The 13968-nt window shown below is 66.3% G+C and carries 11 protein-coding genes; 2 read left to right on the forward strand and 9 right to left on the reverse strand.

What is annotated here, in order from left to right; genetic code table 11:
* Positions 1–177 precede the first annotated feature (177 nt).
* From JNG39_RS09590 to JNG39_RS09615, 6 genes are all read right to left on the reverse strand, one after another.
* The gene (locus JNG39_RS09590) at positions 178–1671 is read right to left on the reverse strand and encodes a serine protease (protein WP_368311041.1); all 1494 of its coding nucleotides are present in this window, start codon (positions 1669–1671) and stop codon (positions 178–180) included.
* Positions 1672–1945: 274 nt separating this feature from the next.
* Positions 1946–2836, reverse strand: coding sequence for a cytochrome c oxidase subunit 3 (locus tag JNG39_RS09595; protein WP_368311043.1), 891 nt, complete (start codon positions 2834–2836; stop codon positions 1946–1948).
* Positions 2837–2863: 27 nt separating this feature from the next.
* Entirely contained in the window at positions 2864–2989 is a 126-nt protein-coding gene (locus JNG39_RS09600) for a hypothetical protein (RefSeq protein WP_256452155.1), read from the reverse strand.
* Between the two features lie 3 nt (positions 2990–2992).
* The gene (gene ctaD, locus JNG39_RS09605; protein ID WP_368311045.1) at positions 2993–4606 is read right to left on the reverse strand and encodes a cytochrome c oxidase subunit I; all 1614 of its coding nucleotides are present in this window, start codon (positions 4604–4606) and stop codon (positions 2993–2995) included.
* A gap of 37 nt (positions 4607–4643) precedes the next feature.
* Positions 4644–5567 (reverse strand): cytochrome c oxidase subunit II, encoded by a 924-nt coding sequence (coxB, locus tag JNG39_RS09610; protein ID WP_368311046.1) that lies wholly within the window; start codon positions 5565–5567, stop codon positions 4644–4646.
* Between the two features lie 19 nt (positions 5568–5586).
* Positions 5587–6069, reverse strand: a complete 483-nt coding sequence (locus JNG39_RS09615; RefSeq protein ID WP_368311048.1) for a DUF2244 domain-containing protein — start codon at positions 6067–6069, stop codon at positions 5587–5589.
* A 167-nt stretch (positions 6070–6236) separates the two neighbouring features.
* Between JNG39_RS09615 and putA the strand changes: the two genes are divergently transcribed.
* Together putA and JNG39_RS09625 are read left to right on the forward strand one after the other, a co-directional pair.
* Positions 6237–9389, forward strand: a complete 3153-nt coding sequence (gene putA, locus JNG39_RS09620; protein ID WP_368311049.1) for a bifunctional proline dehydrogenase/L-glutamate gamma-semialdehyde dehydrogenase PutA — start codon at positions 6237–6239, stop codon at positions 9387–9389.
* 407 nt (positions 9390–9796) lie between these two features.
* Positions 9797–10522, forward strand: a complete 726-nt coding sequence (locus JNG39_RS09625) for a hypothetical protein (RefSeq protein WP_368311050.1) — start codon at positions 9797–9799, stop codon at positions 10520–10522.
* A 37-nt stretch (positions 10523–10559) separates the two neighbouring features.
* Here the strand turns inward: JNG39_RS09625 and dcp are convergent, their stop codons facing one another.
* The 3 genes from dcp to bioD form a co-directional block, all read right to left on the reverse strand.
* A complete protein-coding gene (dcp, locus tag JNG39_RS09630; RefSeq protein WP_368311052.1) occupies positions 10560–12746 on the reverse strand; it encodes a peptidyl-dipeptidase Dcp in 2187 nt (728 codons plus the stop codon).
* Between the two features lie 119 nt (positions 12747–12865).
* Positions 12866–13204 (reverse strand): hypothetical protein, encoded by a 339-nt coding sequence (locus JNG39_RS09635; protein ID WP_368311054.1) that lies wholly within the window; start codon positions 13202–13204, stop codon positions 12866–12868.
* Between the two features lie 35 nt (positions 13205–13239).
* Complete coding sequence (gene bioD, locus JNG39_RS09640; RefSeq protein WP_368311055.1) at positions 13240–13911, reverse strand: dethiobiotin synthase; 672 nt, start codon at positions 13909–13911, stop codon at positions 13240–13242.
* Positions 13912–13968: the final 57 nt, after the last annotated feature.

Raw genomic sequence — 13968 nt, forward strand, 5'->3', positions numbered from 1 at the left:
GCACGTCAAGACACTTGAACAAGGTACGAAGCAACGTAGCCGCGAGCGGTACGGGAAGGACCTGACCCGGCGTGGCCATGCACCACGCCGGGCCAGTGGTGTGCATGCCGTCCGCACCTCGCACGTCGCTCGTCGCGTCGCCCTCGATCCATACAGGCGATGCGACGAGCCCCTGGATCACTTCTCGAAAACGCGCTCCGTCAACGGCGACGCGTTGCCCGCGTCATCCCAGCCACGTGCGCAGAAGCGCCACGGCCCCTTCGCGGTCGGAAGCGTTTCCCAGAACGAACGCGGTACGAAATAACCTTCGAACGACCGGCAGTCGGTGGCATCGCGCGGGCCGTACTTGATCTCCAGCCGGGTGGTCTCGTAGGAGCGGTTCTTTCCGTAAACCAGCCACGCATCCTCCGTTTTGCCGTACGGCACGATCATCGGACCGGCCGTGGGCGGCGTGTCGTCGATCTGGCGCAGGATGCGGGTGGCGTGCGGCGCGCGCTGCCATGCCGAGCCGGCATCGTGACGGCCGATCACGCACATCGCGTAGACACCCTCGGGCGAGGGTACGGCCAGCCTGTCCAACGGCTGCGCGGCCGCGTCCATGGCGACACCGTAGCCATCGGCGACATCGCAGTCCAGGGTGGCTGCCGGCCCGGTCTTGTAGCGTATCCAACGAGTGCCGTCGGCGATGCGAAGGCCCCAACGCGCGGGCACCGTGCGCTCGCCTTCGCTCACCTGGCTCCTCGTGGTCCAGCGCACGGAACGCTCGATCGCCACGCCATCGCCCTTGTCGAGCTGGCTGTCGTCCCATCCACCGTCCGGCCGCAGGGCGTTCGCGACGGCCATGAGTGGATGGAAGTAGTTCGCCCCTTCGCGGCTGAAGGCAGGGCCGTTCGTGGCTTCGCAGGGGCGGTTCAGGCCACAGCCCAGGAGCGAGGGATCGACCTGGGTACCCATGACGCCCAATACACCCGCCGTGTCGGCGAGCAGCACCGGCGCGCCCGAACTTCCACCGGCCACGCCCGCGCACCGCGTCATCGACGCCGTCGGCCAGTACCAGGGACGGTTACCCTCGAAGATCGATGCCTTGCCGCCGGCGACGCAACGCGACAGGCGCAGGAAGCGCTCGTCATCGGCGACGCCGTTCACCGGTACGTGAACCAGTTCCACGGGCAGGCCTTCGCTCTGCGGGCGCGTGACCAGCGTCAGCGGACGCACGCCCATCGCGGCCAGCTCCCCATAGGTGGCTTGCAGTCTCAGCACGGCGACGTCGACGCCTTTCATCGTGGCATAGAGCACACGGTCGACGGCGATGTCTCGGTGCGCGGCCTGGTTGTCCCTGAAATACGCAGGGGTGAAATGCCAGCGTTCGCGCGCGGCCCGATCCACCCACACCTCGTTCGCGTCGAACTCGCCGCCGACGCAATGACCGGCGGTGAGCACCAGCGCGGCCGCCGTGGACGACGGCGCATCCGAGCCCGCGACCAGGGTGGCCGTGCAGGATGAGGCGGCCTGCAGCTTGCCGACGGCACGGTACTTGGCTGCCGTCAGGGAGGGCAGCAGCGAGGCATCGCCCGCGACCTGCGGCGTCGATGCGGATGCGGATGCGGATGCCGGGATGGAGCATAGGCCGGTGAAGGCCACGAAGGGAATGAGCCAGCTTGGCTTGGGCATGGGAGCGCTCTCCGTGATTGAGGCGGAGAAGAATGCTCGGTGCGGGCCTACGCGGTCAGTCGGTGAATCGCCGCATTGGGGTGACGGTGGCCGCCGTCACGCGTCATGCGATGGCGACCGATCGTTGCCGGTGGTTGTCCGATGGACGCCAGGTTGCTCGATGGGCGGGGCGCTGATGGCCTGCTCTGGCGCAAGGCGTCCGTGTTTCGCGACGACCGTGGTGCGGCTCTTCTCCCCGGACGAAAAACCCGCCTTTCGGCGGGTCGTCGTTGGATCAGAGCACGTAAACGAAAAGGAACAACGCCAGCCACACCACGTCGACGAAGTGCCAGTACCATGCCACGGCCTCGAAGCCGAAGTGGTTGTCCCTGGTGAAGTGACCCTGCGCGCAGCGCACCCAGATGATCGCCAGCATGATCGTGCCCAGCGTCACGTGCATGCCGTGGAAGCCGGTAAGCATGAAGAACGTGGCACCGTAGACGCCGCTGCCCAGCGTGAGGTTGAAGTGTTCGTAGGCCTCGGCGTATTCGTGCGCCTGGCAGAACAGGAAGGTGCAGCCCAGCAGCACCGTCGCGCCCAGGCCGATGAGCAGGGCCTTGCGATGGCCCGCCTTGAGCGCATGGTGGGCGATGGTGATCGTGACGCCCGAGGACAGCAGGATCAGCGTGTTGAGCAGCGGCAGGCCCCAGGCTTCGATGGTCTGGAACGATCCGCCGATCTTCTCCGGACCGCCGCCGCCCGAGGCACCCCACGCGGCGCTGTAGTTTTCCCAGATGAACTGGTGGGTGAGCACGCCGTGGCCTTCGCCACCCAGCCAGGGCACCGAGAAGATGCGGGCGTAGAACAGCGCGCCGAAGAAGGCGCCGAAGAACATCACCTCGGAGAAGATGAACCACATCATGCCCATGCGGAACGAGCGGTCCACCTGGTCGTTGTAGCTGCCGGCGAGCGATTCCCTGATGACCGAACGGAACCAGCCGAAGAACATGCCCAGGATGGCGGCGACGCCGATCCAGAACAGGGTCTTGCCGAAGCCGGCATCGCCGGGCTCGGCGTTGAGCCAATGCGCCGCGCCGAACACCGTGATGAACATCGAGACGGCGGCGACGATCGGCCACTGGCTCTTGCTCGGTACGAAGTAAGCGTCTTGTTGCTGGTGACCCATGGTGTGTTCCCGTGGATGAGCGCGTTTTTAGATCTTCAGCATCTGCACGATCGACAGCACGAACACCGCCACCGCGAATCCGCCCGCGATGAGGGCGGTGCGGCGGGCGCGCCGTCGGCGCGCCTCGACCTCGTCGTGCGTCGCGTCGGACATCGGTCAGTGTTCCGTGTTGCCGTGGGCGAGCTCGTCGTCGTGGATGACCGGCGGCACGTCGAACGTGTGGTGCGGCGCCGGCGAGGGCACCGTCCATTCCAGGCCCTTGGCGCCTTCCCAGGAACGGTCGGCCGCTTTCTTCTTGGAGAAGAACACGCCGTGGATCACCACGCCCAGGAAGATCAGCTGCGAGGCGCCGAACCAGAAGCCGCCGATCGAGCTGATCATGTTGAAGTTGGCGAAGGCCACGTTGTAATCGGGGATGCGGCGCGGCATGCCGGCCAGGCCCAGGAAGTGCTGCGGGAAGAACAGCACGTTGACCGAGATCACGCTCGACCAGAAGTGGATCTTGCCCCAGGTTTCCGAATACATGCGGCCCGACCACTTCGGCAGCCAGTAGTACACGGCGGCCATGATCGAGAACGCGGCGCCGGTCACCAGCACGTAGTGGAAGTGGGCCACGACGAAGTAGGTGTCGTGGTACTGGAAGTCGGCCGGGGCCAGGGCGAGCATCAGGCCCGAGAAACCGCCGATGGTGAAGAGGATCACGAAGGCGATCGAGAACAGCATCGGCGTCTCGAAGGTCATCGAGCCGCCCCACATCGTCGACACCCAGTTGAACACCTTCACGCCCGTGGGCACCGCGATGAGCATCGTGGCGTACATGAAGAAGATCTCGGCGCCCATCGGCAGGCCCACGGCGAACATGTGGTGCGCCCAGACGATGAACGAGAGGAAGGCGATCGAGGCGATGGCGAACACCATCGCGCGGTAGCCGAAGATCGGCTTGCGGGCGAAGGTGGGGATGATCTCCGAGATGATCCCGAACGCCGGCAGGATCATGATGTAGACCTCGGGATGCCCGAAGAACCAGAAGATGTGCTGGAACAGCACCGGGTCGCCGCCGCCGGCGGCATTGAAGAAGTTGGTGTGGAAGTACTTGTCGGTGAGCAGCATCGTCACCGCGCCGGCCAGCACCGGCATCACGGCGATCAGCAGGAAGGCGGTGATCAGCCAGCTCCACACGAACACCGGCATCTTGAGCAGGTCCATGCCCGGCGCGCGCATGTTGAGGATGGTGGCGATGATGTTGATCGCGCCCATGATCGAGCTGATGCCCATCAGGTGGATCGCGAAGATCGTGTAGGCGATCGATTCACCCTGCAGCGACAGCGGCGGGTACATGGTCCAGCCGCCGGCCGGGCCGCCGCCGGGCATGAACAGCGTGGACAGCAGCAGGATGAACGCGAACGGCATGATCCAGAACGACAGGTTGTTCATGCGCGGCAACGCCATGTCCGGCGCGCCGACCATGAGCGGGATCATCCAGTTCGCCAGGCCCACGAAGGAGGGCATGATCGCGCCGAAGATCATCACCAGCGCGTGCATCGTCGTCATTTCATTGAAGAAATACGGCTGCACCAGCTGCATGCCCGGCTTGAACAGCTCGGCGCGGATCACCATCGCGAACGCGCCGCCGATGAAGAACATCGTCAGCGAGAAGATGAGGTAAAGCGTGCCGATGTCCTTGTGGTTCGTGGACATCACCCAGCGCTGGAAGAATCCCTGCGGGGCGTGGTGATGATCGTGGTGGTCGTGGGTGGCTTCGTGCGCCATGGCCTTGCACCTCTACCTAAGACGAATGCGTGTTCGATTAACCCTGGGGGGCCGGGGCGGGAGCGTTCGGGGTGGCCGGGGCGGCGGCGGGAGGCGCGGGCGGCGCGGCCTTGGCCTTCGCCTCGTCCTCCTGGGACGCGAGCCATTGCTCGAATTCCGCCTTGGGCAGCGCCTTGACCACGATCGGCATGAAGCCGTGGTCCTGGCCGCAGAGCTCGGCGCACTGGCCGCGATAGACGCCCGGTTCCTTGATCTTGGTCCACGCCGTATTGGCGATGCCGGGGATGGCGTCCATCTTCCAGCCGAGGGCGGGCACCCACCACGAGTGGATGACGTCGCCGCCGATGATCACGAAGCGGATCTTGGTGCCGACCGGCACGACGAGGGGCTTGTCCACGTCGAGCAGGTATGTCTTGTAGCCGTCGACCTGGACCTTTTCCGGATCGAGGTTGGAACGCAGCTGGCGGGTGCGGTCGGACGACTCTTCCAGCTTGGACATGAAGCCCACCTGGTTCACGCCCTTGCCCTTGTAGTCGACGTAGTCGTAGCGCCACTTCCACTGGTAGCCGGTGACCTTGACGGTCATCTCCGAACCGGTGGTGTCGGCGAAGGTCACCAGGCCGCCGGTGGCGAGGTGGGCCAGGAAGATGAGGATGATGACGGGGATGACCGTCCAGACCACTTCGAGCTTGGTGCTGTGCGACCACTTCTCGGCGACGGCGCCGCGCGATTTGCGGAAGCGGAACATGGCGATGAACATCGCGCCGAAGACCACCACGCCGATGACCACGCAGACCCACAGGGCCACCATGTGCATCGCGTAGGGCGACCACTCGCTCACGCCCTTGGTCATGTTCAGCTGATTCGGCTCGGGATTGGCCATCGCCAGCCCACTCGCCAAGGCCCCCATGCCTCCCAACACCCATGCCGAAACCGATCGTCCGATGCCACCAGATGTCATGTCTGCACCTTTGTTGAACCTACCTGCGCGTCTGGCCAAGCGTTTCGGACAGCAGCACCATGAGTTTCTTAGACGCTTCGGCCCTTTCCTCTTCCCCAAGGAAGGCGCCGATCTCCAGCTCGTTGCCATGCGATTTGAGTAGCAGGCGCTGACGCCCGTTCCCCTGCACCAACCCTACCCTGACCCAATACGTCTGGAAACGCGAGACCCGTCGACCGGGCACGGCGCGAACCTCCAGCGTATCCGGCCCCACGGCGATACGCTCGCCCCTGTCGCCGGCCCGCCAGGCCGCGCCAAGCGCGAATCCCACCACGAAAGCCTCGACCAGCGCGAACACGGGAGCGAACACGTTCCCCTGCCATGCGCCGAACGCCGCCGTCGCCAGGGCGATCGCCGCCAGACCGAGGATCAGTCGACGCAGACCGCGCTTGTCCAGCGCACGGTTGGGCCTGAGCCACAACACGCGCGGCTGACCCGCGGCGGTCGGTCGAAGCACGATCATGGAAGTCCGGCGTGCCTGGAACATCCGGATGATAGGGCTGTAGTCAGGATGCGGCAAGGTTGCCAGGCGGCGGATTGTCGCAGGCAGGCGCATGCCGCACGGCAACACGCACGAACTCGCGCCCTCCCCTACAATGCGCGGTCTCCCCCGTCCCTCGATCCCACCCAGTGAATCCGTCCATTCTCCGTCCCGAACTCCCGACCGGCGCCGAGCCGGCGCGCGCGCGCGTCACCGCCGCCTGGCTGCGCGACGAAACCGAGGCCGTGAACGACCTGCTCGCGCAGGCCAGCCTGCCGCCCACCGAGCGCGAGCACGTCATCGACGTGGCCGCCGGGCTGGTCACGCGCGTGCGCGCGCGGGCCAAGGACCAGAGCGCCGTCGAATCGTTCATGCGCCAGTACGACCTCTCCTCCGAAGAGGGCGTGCTGCTGATGTGCGTGGCCGAGGCCCTGCTGCGCATTCCCGACAAGGCCACCGCCGACAAGCTCATCCGCGACAAGCTCGGCGAGGCGGACTGGAAGAAACACCTCGGCCAGAGCGAGTCGGTGTTCGTCAACGCCTCCACCTGGGGCCTGATGCTCACCGGCCACCTGGTGAACCTCGCCGAGGAAACCCGCAGGGATTTCACCTCCGCCCTGCGCCGCCTCGTCGGCCGCGCGGGCGAGCCGGTGGTGCGCCTGGCCGTGCGCCAGGCCATGCGGATCATGGGCCACCAGTTCGTGATGGGACGCACGATCAAGGAAGCCCTCGACCGCTCCGCCGAGAAGGAACACGCGGTCTACCGCTATTCGTACGACATGCTCGGCGAGTCGGCGCTCACCCAGGCCACGGCCGAGCGTTACCAGCAGGACTACCGCGACGCCATCAACGCCCTCGGCGGCCGCGGCCCGTTCGCAAATAATCTCGAAGCCCCGTCGATCTCGGTGAAGCTCTCGGCGCTGCATCCGCGCTACGAGGTGGCCAACCGCGAGCGCGCCCGCGCCGAACTGGGCGCCAAGCTGCTCGAACTCTCGCAGCTGGCCTTCAAGAACGGCATCGCGCTCTCCGTCGACGCCGAGGAAACCGATCGCCTCGAGCTCTCGCTGGACATCATCGGCGACGTTTTCGCGCACCCGTCGCTCGAAGGCTGGAACGGGCTGGGCATCGTCATCCAGGCCTACCAGAAGCGCGCGCCCTTCGTCATCGACTGGGTGACCGAAAAGGCCCGCGCCACCGGCCGCCGCTGGTTCGTGCGCCTGGTGAAGGGTGCCTACTGGGACGCCGAGATCAAGCGCGCCCAGGAAAACGGCCTGTCCGGCTACCCGGTGTACACGCGCAAGCCCAACACCGACGTGAGCTACCTCGCCTGCGCGCATCGCCTGTTCGCCGCCGGCAGCGACCTCATCTACCCGCAGTTCGCCACGCACAACGCGCACACCATCGCGGCCATCCACCACATCGCGAAGGGCCGCCCGTACGAGAACCAGCGCCTGCACGGCATGGGCGCCGACCTCTACGCCGAGGTGATCGGCAAGGACAAGCTCAACGTGCCCTGCCGCGTGTACGCGCCGGTGGGCAGCCATGAAGACCTCCTGCCCTACCTGGTGCGCCGCCTGCTCGAGAACGGCGCCAACACCAGCTTCGTCAACCGCGTGGTCGACGAGTCGGTACCGGTGCGCGACCTCGTGGCCGATCCGTGCGAAACGGTGCGCGCCTTCGCCTCCATCCCCCACCCCCGCATTCCCCTGCCGGTCAATCTCTACGGCGAACTCCGGAAGAACTCCATGGGCATGAACTTCGCAAACGACAACGAGCTCAACGAGCTGGCCGACGCCGTCAACCGCCACAGCGGCCCGTGGAGCGCCACGCCGCTGGTCGCCGGCGTCACTCCCTCCGGCACCCGAGCCGAGGTCACCGATCCGTCCGACCGCCGCCGCATCATCGGCACGGTGGAAAACGCCGATGCCTCGCTGGTCGATCGCGCGCTCACGGCCGCCGTCGCCGCGCAGCCGGGCTGGGATCGCCTGCCGGCCGCCAGCCGCGCCGCCATCCTCGAGCACGCCGCCGAGCAGCTGGAGCACAACCGCGCCGAGTTCATCGCGCTGTGCGTGCGCGAAGCCGGCAAGAGCCTGCCCGACGCCATCGCCGAGGTGCGCGAGGCGGCCGACTTCCTGCGTTACTACGCCACCATGGCACGCCGCCTGTTCGGCCAGCCCGAACAGCTGCCCGGCCCCACCGGCGAGAGCAACCAGCTCTTCCTCAACGGCCGCGGCGTGTTCGTGTGCATCAGCCCGTGGAACTTCCCTCTGGCGATCTTCCTGGGCCAGGTTTCGGCCGCGCTGGCCGCCGGCAACGCGGTGATCGCCAAGCCCGCCGAGCAGACCTCGCTCATCGGCTACGCCGCGGTGAAGCTGCTGCATGCCGCCGGCATCCCGACCGACGTGCTGCAATACCTGCCCGGCGACGGCGCCACCGTCGGCGCCGCGCTCACCCGCGACCCGCGCGTGGCCGGCGTTGCCTTCACCGGCTCCACCGAAACCGCCTGGGCGATCAACCGTGCCCTCGCCGCGCGCAACGCGCCCATCGCGGCGCTGGTGGCGGAAACCGGCGGCCAGAACGCGATGATCGCCGACTCCTCGGCGCTGCCCGAGCAGATCGTCAAGGACGTGATCGCCTCGGCCTTCCAATCGGCGGGCCAGCGCTGCTCCGCGGCGCGCGTGCTGTTCGTGCAGGAAGACATCGCCGACAAGGTCACCTCGATGCTCGCCGGCGCCATGGCCGAGCTGAAGGTGGGCGACCCGGGCCTGCTCTCCACCGACGTGGGCCCCGTGATCGACGACGACGCGCGCCAGATCCTCGTCGACCATGCCGCGCGCATGGATCGCGAGGCGAAGAAGATCGCCGAAGTACCGCTGCCCGAGGGCACCGCGAACGGCACGTACTTCGCGCCGCGCGCCTACGAAATTCCCTCGCTCGCCACGCTCACCCGTGAAGTGTTCGGCCCGGTGCTGCACGTGATCCGCTGGAAGGCGTCCGAGCTGGCGCAGGTGGTCGAACAGATCAATGCGACCGGCTACGGCCTCACGCTGGGCATCCACAGCCGCATCGACGACACCGTCGACTACATCGCCAGCCACGCCCGCGTCGGCAACTGCTACGTCAACCGCAACCAGATCGGCGCGGTGGTCGGCGTGCAGCCCTTCGGCGGCGAAGCCCTTTCGGGCACGGGCCCCAAGGCCGGCGGCCCGCACTACCTGCTGCGCTTCGCCGGCGAGCGCACGCTCACCGTCAACACCACCGCCGCGGGCGGCAACGCCTCGCTGCTGACGATCGGCGAATAACGAAAACGCCACGCCGTTCCGGCAAGCGACATGACAAGGCCCCTTTCCGGTGACGGAAAGGGGCTTTTTTCATGGGCTGGCGAACGATGCCCGCCGTACTATGCTGACCACCGCGCGTACCGGGAAAGGGTGGCGCGCGACGCCGCCCGTCGGGTTCCGTTGCGACGGGCCGTTCGACCCCATCGACAGGAGCAAGGAGCAGCACGATGATCGACGATTCGCGTCCATCCCCTATCGCATATCCCCGTCAGGTGCAGGACCGGCAACCGCTGCTCGCCGGCAGGCCGCGCGTGCCGTGACCTGAGACGGCATGCCTGCCGCGTCCCGACGGCTCGTGACGATAAAACCGCGACACGGCGCCGCGCCCGGACCCGCCTTTCGAAGGAGGTCCATGCCATCGCCACCCGATGCCCCCTATAACGAAAGACATATTGCCAACCCCGATAGGATCGAGCCAACTGGGAAAACGGAGCTTCGGCCGGTACCCGATGGCTCGTCACAAGGAGAATCGCGACATGACGTCGCTACCGGCCATGCACGCATACAAAAGCCAATCCGCCACCACCGGCGTCGGAACCGGTCGCAAACCGGACGCATCGCGTTCGCACCTGCGGCAACGACGGCTCGCCGAAAAACCATCGATTCTCGATCACATGGCCCAGCCCTTGGGCATGCTGGGGAAAGAAGAGGTCGATATCCGGTTCACCGAGGCCGATGTTCAAGCCATCGAGGCCAACTCAGTCACCCTGCTCGGCGAGTTGATGATCGTCACCGGCAAGCACGGCGCCTTCATCGAGCCCGTGGACGGGCCCCAAGGCGAGACCTACGCCCTGACCGGCGTGCACCGCATCGAGAACGACTGCCTGTTGCTCTTTCGCCACGCCTATGGCTCGGTGACCTGCCAGCTGGCCATGAACGACCTGGGCGCCGACGCGCACATCGGCTTCCTGAAACACAAGGATTTTTCCGAAATGCGCACCTTCAGTTTCAATGGTCCCCGCGGAGCGATGCGCTACGAGAAAGCCGGCTTCGAGACCGTCCTGAACTACCGCGCCACCGAACTCAACGAGTTGCAGGGCATCGTGTGGCGTGGCGGGTTGCTGCGCATCGAACGGATCAGGCTGACGCCGTGACCCTTGGGGAAAGGGCCCCTTGCGGGGCCCTTCGGGATCACTTCAGTCCACGATCCTTCAGCATCGGCTCGATCGACGGCTCCTTGCCGCGGAAGTCGCGATACAGCTTGCCCAGGTCTTCGGTATTGCCGCGCGAAAGAATCTTGTCGCGGAAGATCTGGCCGTTCTCGCGGGTCAGGCCACCGTGTTCCTTGAACCATTCGAACGCGTCCGAATCGAGCATCTGCGTCCACAGGTAGGCGTAGTAGCCGGCCGCGTAACCGTTGCCCCAGATGTGCTGGAAATAGCTGGAGCGGTAGCGAGGCGGCACCTGCGGAAGGGTGAAGCCGGCTTTCTTCAGCGCATTGGCCTCGAAGGCGTCCACGTCCTGTTTCTTCCCGTCGGCGGGCAGCATGTGCCACTGCATGTCGAGCAGCGCGGCCGAGATCAGCTCGCTCATCGCATAACCCTGATTGAAGCTCGACGCCTTCTTGATCTTGGCGACGAGGTCATCCGGCATCGCCGCGCCCGTCTGGTAGTGCTTCGCGTAGTGGGCGAACACCTTCGGATCGGACGCCCATTGCTCGTTGAACTGCGAGGGGAATTCGACGAAGTCGCGCGCGGTGTTCGCGCCCGACAGCGACGGATACTGCGTATCGGCGAACATGCCGTGCAGCGCGTGGCCGAACTCGTGGAACATCGTGGTCACGTCGTCGAACGACAACAGCGCCGGCTGCCCCGCCGCCGGCTTGGTGAAGTTGGCCACGTTGTAGACCACCGGCTTCTTGCCGAGCAGCTTCGACTGGTCGACGAAGTTGCTCATCCAGGCGCCGCCGTTCTTGTTGTCGCGCTTGAAGTAGTCGCAATAAAACAGCGCCATCGAGGTGCCGTCCTTGTCGAAGACCTCGAACACGCGCACGTCGGGCTGGTAGACGGGGATGTCCTTGCGTTCCTTGAAGGTCAGGCCGTAGAGCTGGTTGGCCGCGTAGAACACGCCGTTCTGCAGCACGTTGTCCAGTTCGAAATACGGGCGGATCTGCGATTCGTCGAGATCGTATTTCGCCTTGCGCACCTTTTCGGCGTAGTGGTCCCAGTCCCAGGCCTGTACCTGGAAGCCGCCCTTCTCCTGGTCGATCACGGCCTGGATGTCCTTGGACTCGGCGGTGGCGCGGGCGATAGCGGCGGGAGCGAGGCGCTCCATGAACTTCTCGGCCGCCTCGGGCGTCTTCGCCATCTGGTCGACGAGGTTCCATGCCGCGTAGTTCGGATAGCCCAGCAGCTTCGCGCGCTCGGCGCGCAACTGGGCGATGCGGGTGATGATCTCGCGCGTGTCGTTGGCGTCGCCGTGCTCCGCGCGCTCCCACGAGGCCTTGAACAGCTTCTCGCGCGTGGCGCGGTCGTTCATGCCCTGCAGGGACGGCTGCTGCGTGGTGTTCTGCAGGGTCAGCACGTACTTGCCTTCGAGGCCACGCCCCTTCGCCGCTTCGGCCGCCGCCTTGATGTCGGCATCGGAAAGGCCATCGAGCGCCTTGGCGTCGTCCACCACCAGGGCGCCGGCCTTGTTGGCGGCGAGAAGCTGGTTGGTGAACTTCGTGCTGAGCGTGGACTCCTCCTTGTTGATGTCCTTGAGCTTGGCCTTGTCGGCTTCGGACAACTGCGCGCCGGCCAGCACGAACGCCTGGTATTTCACTTCGAGCAGGCGCCTGGACTCCGGGTCGAGATTCAAGGCATCGCGCTTGTCGTAGAGGGTCTTGATGCGCTGGAACAACTTATCGTTCAGGTGAATGGCATCGCGGTGCGCCGCCAGCTTCGGCGACTCCTCTTCGTCCACCTTCTGCAACGTGTCGTTGGTGTTGGCGCCGGTGAGCGCCGAGAACACTTTCTCCGCGCGGTCCAGCAGGGCGCCGGACTTCTCCATCGCGACGATGGTGTTGTCGAACGTGGGCGCGTCGGGCGAGTTGGCGATGGCCTCGATCTCGGCCAGTTCCTGCTTCATGCCTTCCTCGATCGCCGGCTGGAAATCGGCGTCGACGATCTTGTCGAAGGGGGGCGCCTCGAAAGGCAATTCGCTCTGGGTCAGCAGGGGATTCACGTGGGCGGCCGGTGCGGATGCGGTGGTGGCGGCCGGCGCCGGCGCGGTACCCGCGTTCGCGGGAGCGGCGCCCTTGTCGGCCTCGTTGTGGGACGAGCAGGCGGCGGCGGTGAGGGCGATCGAGGTGGCGATCACGAGCGTACGGACCTTCATGGACGGAGGTGTCCCCTGGCGACTGACAAAGTCGGGACTCTAGTCACATGAGGCGGTTTTGGACAACCGCCGGAGGTCAGGGGCCATGCGGTCGGCGCCAACCGCATCGGCGCAGGGCCTCAGCGGGTGTCGCGCAGTTCCCAGCTGCTGCCGATCAACAGGTTGAGACGATGCTTAACGATGCGCATGGGCAGGGTGGTGGTCAGCGTTACGTCGTGCCTGTCGCCCGGCGACAGTTCGCCGGTGGCCGAGGCGCCGGGATCCGTGACGCCCAACGAGGGGTCCACGTCGTCCGGTTCGGGCTGTTTGGCGCGCCACCGCTGGAACAGGTCGTCCGAACGCATGGCCTGTGCGATATCGGCGGCCAGCTTTTCCGGCCCGATGCCTTCGAAGGAGAGGTCGGGATCCGGGCCTTTGGCCTTGCTGATGTCCTTGACGGAGAGAAAGTAGGTAGTCATGCCTTCGTCATAAATCGCGACGCGTGAAGCCGCCGTCAGCCGAGGAGGGAAAGGTCGAGGAAGATGGCCGCCTCGGCCGGCGCCACGCGATGCGGCAACGTGCCCAGCAAGGGGGCGTCGAGGTGCCGGCGCAGCGTGTGGATGTTTTCGTCGACGAGGGGCATTTCCGGCTCGATGATGTTCGCGATCCACCCGGCGAGCCGGCAGCCGTCGGCCTCGATGGCTCGCGCGGTGAGTCGCGCATGGCTGATGCAGCCCAGCCGGATGCCCACCACCAGCACCACCGGCAGCTGCCAGCGCTGGGGGAGCTGCTCCATCGACAGTTCGTCGGACAACGGCACCATCCAGCCGCCCACGCCCTCGACCACGACGCGATCATGGGTAGCGGCCAATGCCGCGAACGCCTCGTCCAGCGGCTCCCAACGCACGCAGACCCCTTCCCTGGCGGCGGCCAGGTGCGGCGAGACGGCCTCTTCCAGCGCCAGCGGATTGACCTGCGCATAAGCGGGCCGGGGATGGCTGGCCGCCTGGAGGTCCAGGGCGTCCTGGTTGCGCAGGCCGTCGGGCGTGCGCGCCGAGCCGCTGGCGACCGGCTTCATGCCGGCCACGCGCTCGCCGGCGTGGCGAAAGGCGTGCACGAGGGTCTGGGCGCCGTGGGTTTTGCCGATGCCCGTATCGGTTCCGGCGACGAAAAGATGGCGGATCATGGAGCGGCCTTGCGCTGGCTGGGACGTGGCACCATACACGGCTTCGACTAACCGCAG

This window comes from Luteibacter sp. CQ10, from assembly GCF_040900725.1.
Lineage (GTDB): Bacteria > Pseudomonadota > Gammaproteobacteria > Xanthomonadales > Rhodanobacteraceae > Luteibacter.

Coding starts and splice junctions, on each gene's coding strand:
- JNG39_RS09590 (WP_368311041.1), bottom strand. CDS start 1,671: ATGCCCAAGCCAAGCTGGCTCATTCCCTTCGTGGCCTTCACCGGCCTA.
- JNG39_RS09595 (WP_368311043.1), bottom strand. CDS start 2,836: ATGGGTCACCAGCAACAAGACGCTTACTTCGTACCGAGCAAGAGCCAG.
- JNG39_RS09600 (WP_256452155.1), bottom strand. CDS start 2,989: ATGTCCGACGCGACGCACGACGAGGTCGAGGCGCGCCGACGGCGCGCC.
- ctaD (WP_368311045.1), bottom strand. CDS start 4,606: ATGGCGCACGAAGCCACCCACGACCACCACGATCATCACCACGCCCCG.
- coxB (WP_368311046.1), bottom strand. CDS start 5,567: ATGACATCTGGTGGCATCGGACGATCGGTTTCGGCATGGGTGTTGGGA.
- JNG39_RS09615 (WP_368311048.1), bottom strand. CDS start 6,069: ATGATCGTGCTTCGACCGACCGCCGCGGGTCAGCCGCGCGTGTTGTGG.
- JNG39_RS09625 (WP_368311050.1), top strand. CDS start 9,797: ATGCCCCCTATAACGAAAGACATATTGCCAACCCCGATAGGATCGAGC.
- dcp (WP_368311052.1), bottom strand. CDS start 12,746: ATGAAGGTCCGTACGCTCGTGATCGCCACCTCGATCGCCCTCACCGCC.
- JNG39_RS09635 (WP_368311054.1), bottom strand. CDS start 13,204: ATGACTACCTACTTTCTCTCCGTCAAGGACATCAGCAAGGCCAAAGGC.
- bioD (WP_368311055.1), bottom strand. CDS start 13,911: ATGATCCGCCATCTTTTCGTCGCCGGAACCGATACGGGCATCGGCAAA.